We start from the raw sequence: 19578 nt of genomic DNA on the forward strand, positions 1-19578 counted from the left end.
ATCATTAACAACACAGCTAGCTCTACGGCAACAGCATGGCGGCCCCACCCGACAACCTCACCCTCTATCGATACAAACGCACCAACAATGCCTACACCGAAGACTTGGGTGATGGGGTAACGCTGACGCTGATGCTGATACCCGGCGGGGAATTTATGATGGGTGCCCTAGAGGGCGAACCAAATAGCAACGGTACTAACGTCCCCAGCGATTGGTGAAGGTTCTCCCTTTTTTGATCGGTCGCTATCCGGTGACTCATGCTCAATGGATGGTAGTGGCGGGGTACAAGCAAGAAAAGCGAGAGTGAGCCCTGATTCGTACAGATTAAAGGGGGCTGACCTACCAATTGAGCAGGTGAACTGGCATGATGCTACTAAGTTTTCCAGCAGCTCTCGGCTCAAACTCAAAAAAGAAAAATGGGCTACTTTCCCCGGCGCGTCAGCGCCTCGAATTTTGTTTGGAGTTTAGGCGGGTAGAGGCCAGCCGCAGTGAGGGTTGAGTAGTTGCCTGCGCGCGCAATTAGCCGATCTGGCTTAACCCCATTCAACAGTCATTTTGCTGGATATGTTTAATGGCGACAATTAGCGCATCTAGCATGACTTCATAGCTCTGATCAGTCGAACGGTTGAGGGTCATCAGTTCTTGCTGTTCTCGGGTGATGAAACCGTAGACGGCTGCATTGACCATCCGCATCACGTCGATCAAAGCATTCTCACTCAATTTGTATAGTTGCAGCGACTTCTGGAAGAAGTGCAAAGAGTTCTGAATGATTTCCGCCTCCTCTAGATCAGTAGGTCGCATTTGGTATTGCATCATTACCGCATAACGCCCAGGATATCGCTGGGCAAAGTTGCGGGTTGCTTGTGCCCCGATACGAAGTAAGGCAAAGGGTTCTATAGTGTCGGTCATCTGACTCTGGCAGTGCGTCAAATAGTTGCGCCAGATTTCTAGGGCTACGGCGCGACGCAGCCCTGTGTTCCCGTCCAAGTGTTTGTAGATAGCAGGTGGCTTAACCCCTAGCTCTCGTGCTACTCGATTGACACCCAACGCCAACTCCCCTTCTCGATCGAGGCAAGCGATCGCAGCTTGAACCACATCATGCGGCGTTAAAGAATTTTCTTTAGGCGGGCGACCCATGTTTAGTTAACTAGATTAACTAAAAGTGAATACAATTAACTTTATCAGAAATACCCTAGCTGACTCTCATGACGAACCTAGCCTTCACTCCTGCCTATCAGCTTGCTCAGATAATTCGCGATCGCCAAGTCTCAGCAGTGGAAGTCCTCGACGCTTATCTGGCTCAAATCGCTCAGCATAACTCGAAGCTGAATGCCATCTGTACCCTGGATGAAGAAAACGCCCGTGTCAGAGCTAAGCAAGCAGATGAAGCTTTAGGACGTGGAGAGAACTGGGGCGCTTTACATGGGGTGCCAGTCACCATTAAGGATATTTTTGAAACAGCAGGACTCCGTACCACAGCAGGGTACATTCCCCTCAAAGACTATATTCCCCAGCAAGATGCAACAGTCGTTTCAAGGTTGCGCTCAGCCGGAGCTGTCATTATGGGCAAAACCAACATGGCAGAATTGGCGGGGGATTACCAAAGTACCAACTCTCTCTTCCCACGAGTGAATAATCCCTGGAATCTCGATTACACCCCTGGGGGAAGTTCTGGAGGCAGTGCTGCTGCTGTTGCTGCTGGATTATCGCCTTTAGATTTGGGAAATGATATTGCAGGTTCGGTTCGTCAGCCTGCTCATTTCTGTGGTGTCTATGGCTTAAAGCCGACTGACCGTCGCATTTCTACCGCAGGACAAATTCCAGAAGTTCCTGGGATGCCAGTCTGTATTCGACAGATGATCACCGTGGGCTGTTTTGCCCGATCGCTCGAAGACCTTAAACTCTGCTTTTCATTGATTGTGGGAGCCGACGAGCGCCGCCCTGATGTTCCACCTCTGCCGTTGGATATTCCTACTGGCAAGTCTTTGCAAAATCTCAAAATTGCTTGGATGGATCAATGGACTGAGGTGCCAGTTGCCTCTGAAATTCGAGCCACGATGCAAGCTGTGAAGCAAAAGCTGGTTCAATCCAATGTCCAAATTGCTCCTTGGCAGCCCCAAGACTTTGATCTTTCTCAGATCCTGAATCTGTACGGACGATTGGCAGCTTACATTAACATTTACGCTCAGCCTGTAGACCGCTACAACGTGCGCCGAAGCTTAACCCAAATTTTTCGTACCGCTACTCAAGGTGATCGCTCACTTCGCAGACTAGGCGATTTCAGCCGTCTTCTCCCAGAATTATTAAATCCTAGCTTGAAGGGATATTTTGAGGTATTGACTGAGCGCGATCGCTTTACGACTCAACTTGATAGAGCATTGGAGCCTTGGGATGTTTGGTTGACCCCAGTTGCGGCGACTGTGGCGTTCCCCCATTGTCCTGCTTGGAGTGCAGTTGAGGTTGATGGTAAACCCTATCCTCACGCTGTTGCCAATGGGGCTTACACAATGCCTTTCAATCTGAGCGGGCATCCTGCTGTGATCATTCCGATTGGACAAACTCAAGATGGATTACCGATTGGAATGCAAATTGTGGGAAAACGGTGGCGTGAAATGGAATTGTTGGCGATCTCTCAAGAGCTTGACAAAGTGGTTGGCGGTTTTCAACATCCGGCAGGCCATTGAGTCTTTTCGCTAGTTGCGGTGCAGCGCACAGCCACCAGTCTCTAGTTTTGAGTTCAAGGTTATCTGCTGCCGCTGACCTATGCGGTTGGACCGCCTGTAGTCAACCTATTTCCTAAAATATCAACTTTGAATGAGCAGAATGGCACTGCTGGGAGGTCGGAGAGGTAACTATCGAGCAAACCGAGTGCTCAATGGCCTTAACCTGCTGAAGGCTTGTAGGTTGAGTAGTTGCCTGCGCGCAATTAGCCAATCTGGCTTACCCCACGCCTGTACTCACGAAAGAGCTGCCAAGAGAGGCTGTGATGCTTTGTGGCGCGGGGCAATTAGCCTGAGCAGTTTTGTTGGCTCACAGAGGCACTGACCGGATCAGATGCCGGCGTGAGAATGCCACAACTGGAAACCCCGTATAAACACGATGGTCAAATTGCTGTAGCTTTTGTGTCTGCCTACGATGCCCCTAGACGGACTACCTATTCTTGGTGCGACACAACGCCACTAGCCGCGGCCACATCAGCAATCATGCGGTCGCTCTGGATATAAGGGATGCCTGCTCGATGCTCGGCATTAGTGGGGCTAGCACTTACAGCTTCTAGCGTGAAGTAGACTAGGCAGCCTCATCGCCCTATATAATTTCATGTCTCAGGGTCGATGCCGAGTTCTTTGCAGTCGCGGTTGGGGCAGAGCTCTGCCAAAGTGAGCCGCTCTTGAGTTAAAGCCTTAGCTCCTTTGTTCATTTCTTAAATCAGCAATGTCTAGAAACCATTTTGTGTAATTGCTGACTCAAAAGATGCTTTAGTTTGAACACAGGACAGCGACTCGAGGGCATTGAAGAATTTTCTCCAACCAACTTTGCATTGAGGGCTACACTAGCTACCTGGCTTTGAGCGATCTGGAGTGCAGCATGAGCCTTTGCAAGCGCTTTAGAATCTTTGTTGATGGCCGACATCTGCTGCAAATAGGCATTGAGGTAACGCATTCGCACCTGGGGTTCTTCACTGGTTCGGCTGAGAAAGGGCAGATCAGATTCGGTCATGAATCGAATTGCCAGCATGGGAATCGGGCTCCGCAGAGGCCGAAAGTCTGGATTGTGTAGCCCAGGGCTTTCGTTATGCTCATGAAATTCTCCAATCATTAGCCCTTCTTCTACAAAGAAGGGCTTTAATTGCTGCTGAACTCGATCAACTACGGCTGTTTGCTCAAGCAGCCCTGAAATATCTGGAAAAATCAGTAAAATTGCTTTATATACGGCCAGATCACCCTGCTGTGGCTCCATCATCAAAAATTGGGTTCGATAGCTTTTCACCAGATCGGCGATTTGAGACTCCTCCAGCCCTTCAGTATGAATCACGACACTTTTTATAGTGTCCATTCGCAGCGCTCGTGGCACAAATGGGCAGACAATTCCTGGCCGCCCTAACTTAGGATGAGGATTACCTAAAAACTCTTTTATCCAATCTTGAATTTTCTCTATATAGACGACATCCGCAGCTTTTCTAGATGTTGTGAGCATAGTTAAAGCCAGAAAAAAGACAAAACGATAAAGCCTTGAAAGATTTTAGAGACAAGGTAGAACTAATTTCAGCCTTGCCTTAGACGATTAGTTTCTAGACGGACAAGAGTTTTAGCCTTGATCCAAGAAAATATCGAACGGGTGAAATCAGAAATTATTAATTTATGATTTGATAGACTTTTGATGAACTAATTGCTAGAGGCCAGCATCAGTGGGCTTTTGTGTGCCCTTAACCAAATAGCCAGTACTAACGGTGAGCCTAGGGAGCATAGGACTGACGGTTGATAAGCTACTCTGATTTGTACAGACTCCAGAAAAAAGCGACATCAAAATTTGAACCAAGGTAGTGCCTATCGTTCATTTAGGCGTTTCGTCGCCATTTTGGATTTGCTTTCATCGTGGAAATTACGGAAACTTTACCGATAATCAGTTAAGAATAAAGTTATTGACTACAATTAAGCGCTTCTATTCTCAGAGATCTAGGCATTGAGGCTAATCTAGATTTGCCTCTAGCCTAGGTTCTTTCTATATAAAGTTAGGACTAATCTTGATTCAGCAAGCTTCAAGGAAACTTTACTTGCATCGATTGTAAGAATGGCATTTTGCCGAAGCAGGTTTACAACCAATCTGGCTAGCCAAAAAACATATTGAGAACATGGCTATTAATCCTTACACGTTGCGCTACCAAGATTTCTGATAGTTTTTCTCAGTTGATGTGTGCACCCAAAAATATGCTGCCAAAAAACAAAGACGTAGCTGTCTGGCCCTCTAGAGAAGTAGCGTCAGAAAGCGATTCAGGACAAAAATTTTGCAGTGATTGGGTTGAGGCGTGGGACAGCATCTCTTCAACGACCTTGCTCCATCAACTCTTCGAAATGCGGGCTGAACATAGCCCCGAAAGCATTGCTATCAGAGTTGGGGAACAGTGCCTATCCTACCGGCATGTTAACGAGCAAGCGAACCGATTTGCCTATTACCTTCGTCAACAGAGCGTAGTTGCCGACACAGTAGTAGGGCTATTCATTGATCGCTCACCAGCCATGGTGATTGCTATGCTGGGTATCCTCAAAACCGGAGGTGCCTACCTGCCGCTCGATCCCGATTATCCAAGCGATCGCACAGCTTCAATTTTGGCTGAATCTGGAGTCTCACTGGTAGTCAGTTGTTCCCACCTGATAAGCAACCTTCCCCAGAAGAATATCAATGTCATTTGCCTGGATCTTGAGCAGGAGAAGATCGGACGTCAGAAGCACACAAACCCAAATTTCCCGATCACTGTCAATCACCTAGCCTACGTCATCTACACCTCGGGGTCTACAGGAACTCCAAAGGGGGTGATGATTCCACACAAGGGCATTTGTAATCAGCTATTTTGGCGGCAGACCGCCTTCCCATTAACACCGTCGGATCGGGTACTGCAAAACATCTCCTTTAGCTTCGACCCATCGGTATGGCAAATATTTTGGCCGATATCCTGTGGGGCACAGATAGTTTTGCCAAAGCCAGGTGGACAGCGGGATATTGCCTATCTAGTCGAATTGATCGCAAGAGAGCAAGTTACGATCTTGGCATTGGTGCCCTCAGTGCTGAAGGTCTTTCTAGAGCAAACCAAAGGTGCTCAGGGCACGCCGCTCCGGCATGTCTTCTGCGGAGGTGAGGCGCTACCTACCACTCTCCAAGAGCTCTTCATAAGCAAATTTGGAGCAACAACGCAATTACACAATGTCTATGGCCCAACTGAAGCCTCTATTGACGCTACTTATTGGACCTGCCGACCTGGTCTAGAGACTGCGATCGCTCCAATTGGTCGTCCAATTGCAAATGCCGAGACCTACGTCTTAGATGAGCACCTGCAGCCGGTGGCAACGGGAGATTCGGGAGAGCTTTACATTGGAGGGCGGGGGTTAGCGCGGGGCTACCTCAAACGACCTGACCTAACCGCAGAACGCTTTATACCCCACCCTTACTCTTCCGATACTGAAACTCGGCTGTACAAGACAGGTGACTTAGTCCGCTACCAGTCCGACGGAAATCTCGAGTTCCTAGGACGCTTAGATTCTCAAGTGAAGATACGTGGATTTCGCATCGAACTCCAAGAAGTTGAAGTAGCTTTGACCCAGCATTGCAGCGTTGCTGAATGTGTTGTCTTGGCCTCTCAATCTGATGTAGAAAACTCCTACCTGGCAGCCTATATCGTAACTACCGGTTCCCATCGCTCTACAGCCCAAGAGCTTAACAACTTTTTGAGAGGTAGGTTGCCCGATTATATGGTGCCTGCACATTTCATTTTTGTGGATGAGCTGCCACTAAACGCCAACGGCAAAATTGATAAAAAGAAGCTACCTGAACCCAATTCGGACCGTCAGGCTTTTGAGAATGACGTTGTTTCGCCTAGAAATGAAACAGAGCTCAGGTTAACCCAGATTTGGGAACAGGAGCTTCAGCTTGGGCCTATTGGAATAACTGATAGCTTCTTTGAGTTAGGCGGAAACTCTTTACTCGCTGCCAGTATGTTGATTAAGGTCGGAGATATCTTTGGCCGATCGCCCTCTTTGGGCAAGTTTTTCCAGTTGCCCACCATTGAAGCATTGGCTAAGGCTTTGCAGGAGACATCAGAGGATAACTCTAAGCAGTCCCTAGTAGCTATCCAACCTTACGGATCAAAATCGCCGCTGTTTTGCGTGCATACTAGAACCGGGAGTGTACTTGATTACTATGCATTGGCTCAGCAGTTAGACCGCGAACAGCCAATCTATGGATTACAAGCCCGAGGTTTGAGCAGTAGCGAAGATGTAGATTACCGAGTTGAAGCTATGGCTCGTTTCTATATTCAAGAGCTACAGAAACTTCAACCTACAGGGCCCTACTTTCTATGTGGTTATTCGTTTGGCGGTTTGGTGGCCTATGAGATGGCCCAACAGCTGGTACAAGGCGGCCATGAAATAGGATTGCTGACATTAATCGATACCTACTGTTTCACTAAGTCCTGGTTTGACTTCAGTACTCCTACAATGTTTGGTCAATTAAGAGCCAAACTAGGCGCTGGGGTGCGAAGAGTTCACCAGAAATGGCTATCCCTGGGTTACTTGCGATCGCACTCTTCCGAAGCAGTTTTAGAAAGAATGATGGCTATTAGCGAAAGAGCTATCAGAAGTTACAAGCCCCAACCCTATTCAGGGACAGTACTGTTGTTGAGGGCCACCCAACTGCCAGAAAAGGCTAATCTAAGCCCTCAGTTTTTGGATGAAACTCTAGGGTGGGAAAAAGTAGTAACTGGAGGAGTTAAGGTTTGCTCTGTATCAGGAGATCACTTTAACCTGTTCGATAAACCCAATGTTTCCGAGCTGGCAAATCATCTCAATCGTTTTCTTCCATGAACTACGAACTATTCGGAGGTGTTGCTGAATAGTAGTATGAACTTGTGGAATTCTAAATGAGTCCTTAATAGTCCTCAATGCGTCTAGCCCTTGCTTCATACCCGAACCAGTAACGCCAGCTATTCGGGAACGTACGTGACCGGTCAAGACGATGACCCTACAAAGCTTGCTCTGTAGGGTTTCTGAGCCTGATTAAAAAAGGTTACTGGCGAACAGTGTTGTTCTCGTTGGACTACGCACTATCTTCTCTGCTGGTTTCCAGCCACTATGTTCATCTCCTGGTTTATCTAGCCGTAGCCGGTTCTGGTAAAGCTCAAGGGCTCGGTATGCTCCCGTTGATGCTCGGCTTTGTCTTTCTAGGGCACTGCTAGCTATCCTCACAACTAGGCATAGCTTCGCCTAAATTTGGTTAAACTCCGCATAGTTGCCTGCGCGCAACTGCCGTTCTGGCTTATCCCACCTCTATACCTATACCTACAGGAGGCCCTGCGTAGCTGAGTGGTGATTGTCCAGCACCGTGTTGGACAGATTTTGGAACGTTTTACGAAAGAGCTGCCAAGAGAGATTGTGATGTTGCTCTGTGGCATAGGGCAGCTATTCGAGCTGTCATTACTACAGCTATGCAAAGGCTGGACTAATCAACCTCCCTTAGTGTTAGCCAAGATGGACTGGTATTACGCCTTGATAGACGACTGTATAGCGTAATCGGCAAAGGTCACCTCAAACCCATCTCCGTCGGGGGAAGCGGCCATGATGCCTACCTGGAGGGTAGGCGCGTCGCGAAAGTAGGTCAACCGAAAGGGCCTGAAGTCACCGTTTTCATCCCTGTAAAGTAGCTCAATCGCCTCGCCCCGCCGTTCTAGCCGCAGCCGCAGCGTTTCAGGGGCCTTGGTTAGCGCCACCATCGACCAGTCAGAGTAGTCATGGGTGACGACGGCGCTCAGGTTTTGCACTCCGTCCACGTACTCAATACCCGCTTTCAGCCAGTGGTTGTTGTCAATGTGCACCATCAGCCCCGCTTGGTCGTAGAGGTCGCGATACTGTCCCACAATCGTGACCTCGGCTACGAAGTCTCCGGTGATAGTTTCGTAGAAAAAGTGACCGCTGTGGCGAATAAAGCCATAGTGGGTAACCCGCCAAAAGTCAGTGTTGGGGGCGGTAGTGAGGGTAATTTGCTGGTCGGTTTGTGCCCACTGGGGCGGTTCATTGAGCCATTGCATGGGGTTTTCTCACAGCGTTCAAACGACAAAAAGAGAGACGGGGTTATGCAGCGAGCCTAGACCGTCTCTTCTAGAGACAGCAGGAACTGCCTGAGGAGCGGCACGAGTAGGTCTAGCTCGTTGGGAGTAGCAAATTGTGCCAGCAGTTCGTGTTCTTTGGCAAACAAGACTGGCATCACCGCATTGGCCAGCTCAATACCTTTAGAAGTGAGCTGCACAATCACGCTGCGGCGATCGCCCGCATCCCTGAGGCGCTCTACAAGGCCGTCCTGCTCTAGGCGGTCGATGCGGTTGGTCATTGCCCCAGACGATAGCATCAGCAGGCTATACAAATCCGTGGGCTTGAGCTGATAGGGCGGCCCCTGGCGGCGTAGGGTAGCCAGCAGATCAAAGGACCAAACGCTCAGCCCAAACTCGGCCAGCAGGGCTTCGCGATGTTTTTCGAGTAGACGGGCAATGCGCAGCACCCGGCCAATCACGCTTAGAGGTGAGACATCTACCTGGGGTAGCTCGTGCTGCCACTGCTCAAGAATGTGGTCGATTCTGTCTAAGTTCATGGAGTGATTATATCTTGATGTCGAGACTCTTGACATTCATCTTTATGCTCACTATCTTGATATCGAGATAGTTTTTAAGCAAGCAAATGCCCGAAGGATTAGCCATGAACGTATTACTCACCAGCGCCACCGGCTACATTGGCAGTGCCGTTGCCCGTGCCTTGCAGGCCAAGGGGCACCGAGTTGTTGCTCTGGCTCGGTCGGCAGCAACCGTCCAGCGGCTTGAGTCATCAGGAATTCGACCCCATTGGGGCGACTTGACCGATAGGGAAAGCCTGCGGCAGGCGGCAACCCAGGTGGATGCCGTCATTCACACCGCTGCCACTAATGATGCCGCCATGGCCAAGGTTGATCGGCAGGCCGTCGAAACCCTGCTAGCAGCTCTGGCCGGTACCCAAAAGCCTTTCATTTACACCAGCGGCATCTGGGTGATGGGCAATACCGGGGCAACCGTTGCCGATGAAACGTTTCCCCTCAATCCGCCCCCGCTGGTAGCCTGGCGACCTGGGGTAGAAGACCTCGTGCTAGCTGCGGCGGAACAGGGAGTGCGATCGCTGGTGATCCGTCCGGCCCTGGTCTATGGCTATAGCGGCGGGCTGCTGGCCATGCTCACCCAGGCTGGACAAAGTCAGGGTGCCGTGCCCGTGATCGGTGCTGGGCATCATGCCTGGTCGTTCGTGCATGTGGATGACCTGGCAATGCTGTATGTTGCCGCGATGGAGCAGGCTCCAGCGGGTACGGTACTGATTGGGGCCAGCGGGGAGTCGGTGGCAATGGGCCAAGTGGCCTTAGCGGCTGCTGAGGCCGTTGGCATTGGGGAGCGAGTGCAAAGGCTTTCACTAGACGAGGCCCGCCAAACCTGGGGCGACCTGGCGGATGCTCTAGCGCTCGATCAGCGGGTATCAGGCGATCGCGCTAGGCATTTGCTTAATTGGGTGCCAGTGGCCCCTTCGGTACTGACTGAATTGACCCAGGGATCCTATCGATTAGGGGCGATCGCGGCTTAGGTCTGAAACCGACGCTAGACACAATTCTTTTAAGGCTTGACCCAAACTGAAGTTTTTTCGAGGCAATTTCTCAATGGTTTCCCTGCGCTTGTCTGATTTGCAAAAGGTAGCTTCTCGCTGCCAAACTTGTCTGTTTTTGGGGCTAGCCCTGGGGAGTGGGGCGCTGTTGCCCATTCAAGCCAGCTTGAATGCCCAACTAGCGCGATCGCTCGACTCGATACCCCTGGCAGCAGATATCTCCTACCTGACGGGCACCGTTGTGCTCATGGCCCTGCTGTTGAGCGGTCGGTTCGATCCGCCGAATTGGTCAGCCTTAGGCCAGGCTCCCCGCTGGAGCTGGATAGGGGGCGTATTGGGAGCTTGGTACATCACCTCTAGCACCTACTTTGTTTCGGTGCTGGGGACGACGCTCACCTTGGGTTTAGTGGTGGGCGGGCAGGCGATCGTGGGCGTCATCACCGACCATTATGGCTGGTTAAACTTGCCCCGGCATCGGCTCACGCCCCATCGTCGCTTTGCCCTAGGGCTAATGGCCGCTTCGCTCTTTTTGCTTACTCAACCGAGGTAACGATCGATGGATATGCTAATTGCTCTGTTGGGTGCGGGGTCGGGAGGTGGATTTTTGTCAGTGGGCGCGGCGGCCAATGCCCGACTGCGGCAAACCCTGCATTCTCCTATTGCCGCAGCGGCCATCAATTTTATGGTGGGATCGAGTACGCTAACGCTGCTGCTGGTGCTGGGGGTGTTTGGCCCGCAACAGTTAGATCGACTGGGGCAGGTGCCGTGGTGGGCCTTTAGTGGGGGCGGTCTGGGAGCTATCTATGTGACAGTGAATACGCTGGTGGTGTCGCAATTGGGGCTGACGACCACTACCCTGGCGGTGGTGTGCAGCCAAATGGTGCTGTCGCTGGTGATTGATCAGTGGGGGTGGTTTGGCCTGGCATCCCATCCTATCAGCGCGGCCCGCGTGGTGGCGATTGGGTTGCTGTTGGGAGCGATCGCCCTGACCCAGCTCGACCGTAATCGCCCTGCCCCCGATGCCCGTTCATGTTCGTTGTGCGATCGCTAGTCGGAAGTGTTATCTCTGCGCCTTCGCATGGGTTGGTGCTGACGCGGTCGACCTTTCACCGGATGAATACCTCTCGGTATCAGAGTGCAGAAAACGACGCTGAGAGTTTTGGGAGCACTTGTGGAGCTAGGCTGATGAGGGCGATCGCCGATAGAGCCTCCTCCTAGCCCTACCAGCTCACCGAGCTCGCGTGGTGAAATTGAGTAAGTTTTGCAAGCTTAGGTCGCAGATAGCAGAGTAGTTGCCTGCGCGCGCAGCCAGCCTTACTCACCCCTTTGCTTCCGACCGAGGACACAGCAAAAAATGCCCCCAGCGATCGCCAGGGGCAGATGTGAAATTCCATTTACGCTAAATACCTTACCCTCGCTACTACCTCCACCGACGAGGGCATCATAAGCAAGTAACGGGCAGAAGTCCTGAATCGTAGATGCACCCTGAGAACTAACCCCCACCGGCACTGTTGGCCCGTGGGGTTTTTTATTTGGCCTCTGCGCGATCGCCTCAAGTAAGGGCATTCGGAATCAGGTGGAATGATTTCCTCAATAACGAATTGTGCCGTTTCGTTTACAAGTGGTGGCAGCATTTGAAAGCCATCTGCAAAGAAAACAATCTTAAGTTCTTGATAAACTGATTCAGGCAGTTGGTTAAAGAGCATCTTTAATGAAGAGTATTTGCATTTACTGTGGCTCTAACTTCGGTGAACGAGGCAGCTATCTTGAGGCTGCACAAGGTCTAGGTGCAGAAATGGCACAGCGCGGAATTACCCTTGTCTACGGTGGGGGTAATGTGGGTTTGATGGGAGCAGTTGCTGATTCTGTTCTTGCTGCTAGCGGAAAAGTGATTGGAGTAATACCCCAAGCCCTAGTAGACAAGGAAGTTGCTCACACTGGATTGAGCGATCTTCGAATTGTTGATTCAATGCACGAGCGTAAATCGCTGATGGCGGATCTTGCTGATGGATTTATTGCACTACCAGGTGGCTTAGGAACACTAGAAGAGTTTTGCGAAGTAGCCACTTGGACTCAGCTTGGACTCCATAAAAAAGCTTGTGGGCTGTTGAATATTGATGGATTTTACGACGGACTGCTGTCTTTTCTCAACCACGCGACGCAAGAGAAATTTATTCGTCCTGAACACAGAAATATTGTTTTAGCAGAGGAAGATCCGGCGAAATTGATTGAAAAGCTAAGTCAATTTGAAGTTCCCGTAGTGCATAAATGGATTGACCGAGACCAACAGTAGCGAAGTCATTGCTAGCAGGCCAAAAAATGCTCTAGATACTGACGAAAAAGTGATATTGACTCAAGAAAGTGGACAGTTATAGCTATGGCCATTGCACTTCACACGATACGACTCACTCGTTTAGCCTACGTCCTAATTACCTTGGCTATAGCTATAACTCCCCATGCCGACGGCTTACGAGCCGCTATCGAAGTCGTGCTCAAGCAAGCCGTGTCTTAACCTACGTGACCACAGCTATAAAGTGAGCCGCAGAAGTAGGAGTAGGGCCATTGTTCCTAGTCCTACAGTGGTTGAGATTAGGTCTTCGAACTCACTGATATGACGGCGATATTGGCTTAATTTTTTCGCTATATAAAAGAGCTAACTTTACTGTGCAAGTAGGAATTCGTTTGTACTCGCCATAGTGAGAGTGGAGTAGTTGCCTGCGCGCGCAATTAGCCAATCTGGCTTACCCCACGCCTGTACTTACGAAAGAGCTGCCAAGAAAGGCTGTGATGCTGCTTTGCGGCGCGGGGCAACTAGCCTGGGCCACTCTGCGGTTCGATCGGGGATCCTTCGAGCGCTGGAGCCTCAACTTTCCTTGGAAGATGAACACTCCACCGTAATAACGAGTTATCACTAATAAATCTGATTTCTGATTTCAGAAACTAACTTAATTTTTCCTCTACTTACTTTTAAGCAAAATGAATCGATGGTTAAGTTTAGCTTTAGAGAAATTTAACGCCGTCAAATGTAATTAAAAGCACGGGTTTGCCTGAGGAGAATGATTAATTTACGTCTTTTGGAGGAGAGACGAGCAAAACCATTAAGATATTCTAAGCATGCTTGAATCTTGATGTTTGAATCAGTTTTGCGCTCATTTAGCATGATCAAAATGATTGAGAGACAACCATGTTTATCTTAAAGCAACTAAACCGTAAACTATTCAGTTATCTGAGTCTTGTCCTTTTAATTGCAACATTACTCATTTTTCCACCTGAGTTTCCTTCTCAGGTTTCATTTTTGAATTCACCTGCTATCACATCTAGCGCCAGTGCTCAAACGACTCAACCTGAAAGTAACGAGTCTAAATCTGTTGCTCCTCAACAACCTGAGCTTCCTTTGAGTCAGGAGGAACAAGGGGGAAATTCGATCGACTTCTTTAAAGTGGTAATGGGTGCGCTCGCAGGTTTAGTGTTGTTTATTTATGGTGTTACGCGATTAGCTGAGGGATTGGAAGACGTGGGAGAAGAACGGATGAAACGTCTCCTCAGCAAATTTACTGCGAACCGCTTTGCAGGGGTTGCAACCGGAGTTGTCGCCACAACATTCTTGGAATCATCATCCGTCACAATTATTCTGGTGATTGCGATGGTAAGTGCTAGCATTCTTACCTTTGTACAATCCCTTGGGGTTGTACTGGGTTCCAATATTGGTACAGCAGTCGGAGCACAAATTATTTCTCTCAATATCGAATTGTATGTTCCTATTTTAATGTTCAGCGGTCTGTTGGTATTCTTCTTAGGCAAAACGGCCCGCATTAAATCTATTGGCATCGTTTTGCTCGGGTTTGGATTAATGTTTTACGGGCTTGAAGCGATCGACTCAGCTATGGAGCCGTTTCGAGATTACGAACCGTTCTTAAACTGGATGGAAAGTCTGGGTCGTAATCCCATTTTAGGGGCTTTGGTAGGGGCTATCTTTACGGTAATTATTCAATCTTCTTCGGCCACAGTAGCAATCGTAGTGACACTAGCAGGCTCCGGTTTAATTGCTTTGCCTGCTGGAATTGCAATTATGCTGGGTGCAGAAGTTGGAACCTGTGCTGATACTCTGGTTGCCACCATTGGACGGGGAAGTGCTGCGTTGCGAACGGGTTTATTCCACCTCTTATTTAACCTCAGTAGTGCCGTTGTAGGAATTCTTTTAGCTCCACAACTAGCTCAATTAACCCAAGCAATTTCTGGTGATGATGTTGGACGGCAGATTGCAAATGCTCAAATGCTATTTAATATCATTGGCGCTGTTGCTGTTATCGGTTTTTTGCCAATTATTGCACGGGCAATAGAAAAGCTAGTTCCAGAAACTAATGCAGATCGTGAACGGCAGCAACGCCAACTCGAAAAACAGCAAGCGAATGTTAAAAACCCGCTGGCTGAACCTCTCACTCGTTAAACATGCCTTACACCCGAATTCCCCCTTCTACCCTAACCAAGGCTTCTGAGTTAAAGAGCTGATTGAAGCCCCTTAGAAATTTGTAGGAAAGGGATTTTTACAGTGCCAAATTAAATGATATCGAGACAAATTCGTGTCGTTGAACAAAACCTTCTCTACTGCAGGACTACAGAGAGTTTACTCAGCCGTTCCTCGTCTAACCATCGGCACTACTAAGCTGGCTCAAGGCGGAAAAGCAAGCCGAATTTAGCTTTGCTTCTTTAACACACTAATGCGTCTCCACAACAAACAAAGAGCCATTGTACGGAAGAATGGGGGCGATCGCAAACAAGTTGAGGCATTACAGGCACGCGTTGAAAAGCTGGAAGAGGAGCTATAGCCGTGTCGAACCTAAGGCCGCATCGCAGTTAGGGAAAATGACCCCGTGCTCTAGTTGTGGTGGGGTATCATAGACCTTGCGAAATATTACTAAGGGCAAGAGTGCGTGTCGTGGTAGTGGTACGCAATTCGGAAACCAAGATTAAAGTTTCCATAAACTGCTCTTGATTTCTCAGGGATATGCTCAGCATTGGTGTGATCAGGTCATCTCCAGATTTAGAGGATTTACGGAGGCACTCGCACCAAGGTAAGTAGATCAGATAGGGTGCGATCGCGTTCTGTGACGGGGCTTTAAGCATTGCCCTTTGCTTTACTGCGCCGAAATTCTGCTGCCTGGCCAGGTCTCAACTCGTTGCAAAGTCCCCCAAAACTAGAACCTATGGCTATTCGCTTTGCTACCTTTAACGCCTCCCTCAACCGCGCCGCCGAGGGAGAATTAATTACCGATTTATCAACACCAGATAATGCTCAGGCTCGGGCGATCGCAGAAATTATTCAGCGCAGCAATCCCGATGTCGTTTTAGTTAACGAGTTTGACTTTGATGAGGCTGGAGACGCCGCCGCCCTCTTTCAAGAAAATTATTTGTCGGTTTCTCAAAATGGCGTTGACCCTGTTGCCTATCCCTATGTCTATGCCGCTCCCTCCAACACTGGCCTACCCTCTGGCCTCGACCTAAACAATGATGGCACAGTAGGCGGCCCTGATGACGCCTACGGCTTCGGCTTTTTCCCTGGGCAATTTGCCTTCGTTATCTATTCCAAACACCCCATAGTTGAAGACGAGATCCGCACCTTTAAAGAATTTCGGTGGGCCGACATGCCTGGTGCACTGCTACCCACCGATCCCAACGATGCTGATAGTGACGGCGACACCGCCAACTGGTATACCCCCGAAGAACTTGCTGCCTTCCGCCTTTCTTCTAAAAACCACATCGATGTGCCGGTTGAGGTTAATGGCGAAATTATCCACGTCCTGGCCAGCCACCCCACTCCGCCCGTGTTTGATGGGGCTGAAGACCGCAACGGTCGCCGCAACTACGACGAAATTCGCTTCTGGGCCGACTACATCAATGGCGAAGAGTATATCTACGACGACAACGGCACTATTGGTGGGTTGGCCACTGGGGCCAAGTTCGTCATCATGGGTGACCAAAACTCCGACCCCTTTGACGGCGACAGCATTTCTGGTGCGGCTCAACTCTTGCTCGACGACCCTCTAGTGAATACCTCTGTCACCCCAAGCAGCGCTGGCGGCCCTGATGCCGCTATCCGTCAAGGAGGTACTAATGCAAGCCAGATTGGTGATCCCGCTTTCGATACGGCTGACTTTGGCTTTAGCCCTACTGATCCAACGACTGATATCGCGCCCGGCAACCTGCGGGTTGACTATGTGCTGCCATCTAACAATTTGACCATTACCGAGGCTCAAGTCTTCTGGCAGCCCAGCACCGATCCCCTTTTCCCGCTGGCGGAATTCCCCACCTCTGACCATCGCCTAGTGTACGTCGATGTGGAGGTGCCCGTCACAGACACCGGACGACGCACCGTGGCTGATCTGGAGTTTCTGGGCGAGGTTACCTTCCCCACTGACCTGACGTTTGAGGGCACCCAGGTAGGCGGGCTTTCGGGCTTAACCTACGATGCCGAAGCTGACGCTTACTATGCCATTTCAGATGATCGCAGCCAGCTCGGCCCGGCCCGTTTCTACACCCTAGACATCGACCTCAGCGATGGCAGCCTAGACGAGGGCGATGTTGCCGTTACCGATGTCACCACCTTGCTCGATGCCAGCGGTGCTCCCTTTGCAGCCCAAAGCATTGACCCAGAAGCGATTGTGCTGACGCCCGACGGCACCCTTTACATTGCCTCCGAAGGCAACGCTAACACTGGCATTGCGCCCTTTATTAACGAGTTCTCGTTAGCGGGTCAGCAGCTGTCTGAATTGCCGATAGATGCAAAATTTTTGTCCGCAACCGCCAGCGGCATTCGGCCCAATCTGGCCTTTGAAAGCCTCACCCTCAGCCCCGACGGTCGGTACCTCTACACCGCCACCGAGAATGCTCTCTTTCAGGATGGGCCTGCGGCCAGTCTAGAAGAGGGCAGCCTCAGCCGCATTGTGAAGTATGACTTAGCCAATGGTGAGGCGATCGCCGAATACGTTTACGAAGTCGAGGCCGTTCCCACCGCGCCGGTGCCCGCCACCGCCTTTAGTGACAATGGCTTGGTAGAGCTGCTCGCCATCGATGACAACGGCTCCTTCCTCGCTCTGGAGCGTTCCTTTGCAGAAGGGCAGGGCAACACCGTCAAGCTGTACGAAATCCGCTCTCAGGGCAAGTTAGATGTGCAGGGCGTCTTTGACCTGTTCCGGGAAGAGGCTCTCGAAGAGGACGGAGAGGTTATTCCTCCTGGCCCTTTTGAAGTTGATCCCGCCGTTTCTAAGCGCGAGATTCTTGATATCGAAGCCGACCTGGGTATTGCTCCCGACAACCTGGAGGCCCTGACCTTTGGCCCTACGCTAGCAGATGGTCGGCAAACGCTGATTCTCGCCAGCGACAACAACTTTAACGATACCCAATCCACTCAGTTCCTCGCCTTTGCAGTTGATTTTGACACTATTCCCGCTGTGCCTTCCGTTTTAGAAACGCCGCTAACCGTAGACGATGAAGACAGCACCACCCCCTTGCTAGGCGACTCCGACGACCCAGCAATTTGGGTGAACCCTGCTAACCCTAATAACAGCCGAGTCATCGTCACCCTCAAGGATGGCGGTGCCGCCACCTTCAATCTGCAAGGGGAACTTCAGCAGACTATTCTGCCTGCGGACTATGGCGAAATCCGCTACAACAATGTGGATTTGCTCTACGGCATTGAGGTGCCGGCCTTCAATCCCACAGGTTCCTTCACGACCGATATCGCAGTGATGAGCGATCGCGCCAACGATACCCTCGCTATCTTCGGCATCGACGCGACCACCGGCGAACTGTATGACCTCACGGCACCTACCCTCAGCGACCCGGCCTTCTCGATCTTTGGGGTGGATGACGGCGAGGCTACGGCCTACGGGCTAGCCACCTACCTCAGCCCTGTGACCGGCAAACTCTATGCCTTTGTCACTCAGGCCAGCGGCAACCAGGTGGCCCAGCTCGAGCTGCTGCCCCAGGTCAGCCCCGCCGATGCCTCTTACGTGGATGCCCGCGTGGTGCGCATGATTGATTTGCCAGTACCGACGGGGGATGCAGCCGATTCCCAGTCTGAGGGCCTGGTGGTTGACCAGGAACTGGGCCAGCTCTACGTCACGTTGGAAAACGAGGTCGGCATTCTCAAATTTGACGCCGAACCCAATGGCGGCAGCAATTTCACCCTGGTGCAATCCATTGATGCAGACTTCCTAGAACCCGACCTTGAAGGACTGACGATTTACTACGGGCCCGAGGGCACGGGCTACCTGATTGCGTCTAGCCAGGGCAACAACTCCTTTGCGGTCTTCTCTCGGGAGGGCAACAACGAGTACCTCGGCAGCTTCACGGTCGGCAATACCGGCCTGATCGACCAGGTGAACGAGTCTGACGGGTTGGATATCACTAACGTCGCGCTGGGCTCCGCTTTTCCCAACGGCTTGCTAGTCGTTCAGGACGGTGCCAACGATCCGCAAAATGTGATTGAAGATGGTGAACAGCTCGAAAACAACAGCACCAACTTCAAGTTTGTGGATTGGGCGGTGGTCGCCAACGCCTTTGAGGCAGCTCTAGATATCGACACCGACAGCTTTGACCCCCGCAATCCAGATTCTTCAGTCCCTGTGGCTGAGCTGATTGACCTGACCGGCTTTGACGGAGACGTGGCCCTCAACATTACTGCCTCGCGCGAAGCGGCCTTTGATAATGTGCTGAAGTTCTACGCAACCGACGCCCAGGGGCGGGTAAATGGCCTGATAGCTGGGGATGCTGGTTATGAGGCCGCCATTGCCGCCAACCTGCTCAATGTTGAGCTGTTTGCCGACAACCTGGTAACGACCGATGTCACCCTAACCTTGCCCGGTGGCACCTACTACGCTCCTGTGCTGCTAGTGGGTGGTGATATCAATAACCTGGCTACTATCGGTGAGTCTCGCATTCAGCGCAGTGGTGGTGTTTGGAGTTTCGAAGACTCGTCTGACAACGACTTTAACGACTTAGTCATTACGCTCAACTCGGCTGGGCTCGTCATGGCGTAGGTGATCTTAACCGCCTGAAGTCAATGCCTTTGGCCCCTGCGCTGAACTTAGCGCAGGGGCTTTTGTTACTGCAATAGCCTGCATTATGAATGAGGACATCCAAAGGAGCAAAAAGACCCTGCATCGTTCACGTGTGGCGAGCTGCAGGCTCTAGAACTTGACTGTTC

14 protein-coding genes are annotated in these 19578 nt (G+C 50.7%); 10 read left to right on the forward strand and 4 right to left on the reverse strand.

Annotation, left to right across the window (positions count from 1 at the left end; translation table 11 throughout):
- Nucleotides 1–35 precede the first annotated feature (35 nt).
- Nucleotides 36–218 carry a hypothetical protein gene (locus H6F75_RS27260; protein ID WP_190756475.1) on the forward strand — a complete coding sequence of 61 codons (183 nt, stop codon included), beginning with the start codon at nt 36–38 and terminating at the stop codon, nt 216–218.
- Between the two features lie 325 nt (nt 219–543).
- On the opposite strand, the gene H6F75_RS27265 is transcribed toward H6F75_RS27260, so the two are convergent.
- Nucleotides 544–1137 carry a TetR/AcrR family transcriptional regulator gene (locus H6F75_RS27265; protein ID WP_190756477.1) on the reverse strand — a complete coding sequence of 198 codons (594 nt, stop codon included), beginning with the start codon at nt 1135–1137 and terminating at the stop codon, nt 544–546.
- 68 nt (nt 1138–1205) lie between these two features.
- Between H6F75_RS27265 and H6F75_RS27270 the strand changes: the two genes are divergently transcribed.
- Nucleotides 1206–2684 (forward strand): amidase, encoded by a 1479-nt coding sequence (locus tag H6F75_RS27270; RefSeq protein WP_190756479.1) that lies wholly within the window; start codon nt 1206–1208, stop codon nt 2682–2684.
- A 742-nt stretch (nt 2685–3426) separates the two neighbouring features.
- Here H6F75_RS27270 and H6F75_RS27275 read toward each other — a convergent pair.
- Nucleotides 3427–4194, reverse strand: coding sequence for a DUF6875 domain-containing protein (locus tag H6F75_RS27275; RefSeq protein ID WP_190756481.1), 768 nt, complete (start codon nt 4192–4194; stop codon nt 3427–3429).
- Nucleotides 4195–4925: 731 nt separating this feature from the next.
- On the opposite strand from H6F75_RS27275, the gene H6F75_RS27280 reads away from it, so the two are divergent.
- Nucleotides 4926–7571 (forward strand): amino acid adenylation domain-containing protein, encoded by a 2646-nt coding sequence (locus tag H6F75_RS27280; protein WP_190756483.1) that lies wholly within the window; start codon nt 4926–4928, stop codon nt 7569–7571.
- A 674-nt stretch (nt 7572–8245) separates the two neighbouring features.
- On the opposite strand, the gene H6F75_RS27285 is transcribed toward H6F75_RS27280, so the two are convergent.
- Together H6F75_RS27285 and H6F75_RS27290 are read right to left on the reverse strand one after the other, a co-directional pair.
- A complete protein-coding gene (locus tag H6F75_RS27285) occupies nt 8246–8791 on the reverse strand; it encodes a DUF1349 domain-containing protein (protein WP_190756485.1) in 546 nt (181 codons plus the stop codon).
- 56 nt (nt 8792–8847) lie between these two features.
- Entirely contained in the window at nt 8848–9348 is a 501-nt protein-coding gene (locus tag H6F75_RS27290) for a MarR family transcriptional regulator (RefSeq protein ID WP_190706958.1), read from the reverse strand.
- A 104-nt stretch (nt 9349–9452) separates the two neighbouring features.
- Between H6F75_RS27290 and H6F75_RS27295 the strand changes: the two genes are divergently transcribed.
- From H6F75_RS27295 to H6F75_RS27320, 7 genes are all read left to right on the forward strand, one after another.
- Entirely contained in the window at nt 9453–10355 is a 903-nt protein-coding gene (locus H6F75_RS27295) for an NAD-dependent epimerase/dehydratase family protein (protein ID WP_190756487.1), read from the forward strand.
- 73 nt (nt 10356–10428) lie between these two features.
- Nucleotides 10429–10923, forward strand: a complete 495-nt coding sequence (locus tag H6F75_RS27300; RefSeq protein ID WP_190756489.1) for a DMT family transporter — start codon at nt 10429–10431, stop codon at nt 10921–10923.
- A 6-nt stretch (nt 10924–10929) separates the two neighbouring features.
- Nucleotides 10930–11424: a DMT family transporter gene (locus H6F75_RS27305; protein ID WP_190756491.1), complete on the forward strand. Its 495-nt coding sequence runs from the start codon at nt 10930–10932 to the stop codon at nt 11422–11424.
- A 660-nt stretch (nt 11425–12084) separates the two neighbouring features.
- Entirely contained in the window at nt 12085–12666 is a 582-nt protein-coding gene (locus H6F75_RS27310; RefSeq protein ID WP_190756493.1) for a TIGR00730 family Rossman fold protein, read from the forward strand.
- An 84-nt stretch (nt 12667–12750) separates the two neighbouring features.
- Nucleotides 12751–12885: a hypothetical protein gene (locus H6F75_RS28670; RefSeq protein WP_277874297.1), complete on the forward strand. Its 135-nt coding sequence runs from the start codon at nt 12751–12753 to the stop codon at nt 12883–12885.
- Nucleotides 12886–13557: 672 nt separating this feature from the next.
- Nucleotides 13558–14820: a Na/Pi symporter gene (locus H6F75_RS27315; protein ID WP_190756495.1), complete on the forward strand. Its 1263-nt coding sequence runs from the start codon at nt 13558–13560 to the stop codon at nt 14818–14820.
- A gap of 757 nt (nt 14821–15577) precedes the next feature.
- A complete protein-coding gene (locus tag H6F75_RS27320; RefSeq protein WP_190756497.1) occupies nt 15578–19411 on the forward strand; it encodes a phytase in 3834 nt (1277 codons plus the stop codon).
- The last annotated feature ends 167 nt before the right edge of the window (nt 19412–19578 follow it).

Source organism: Nodosilinea sp. FACHB-131, assembly GCF_014695395.1.
Classification (GTDB): Bacteria; Cyanobacteriota; Cyanobacteriia; order Phormidesmidales; family Phormidesmidaceae; genus Nodosilinea.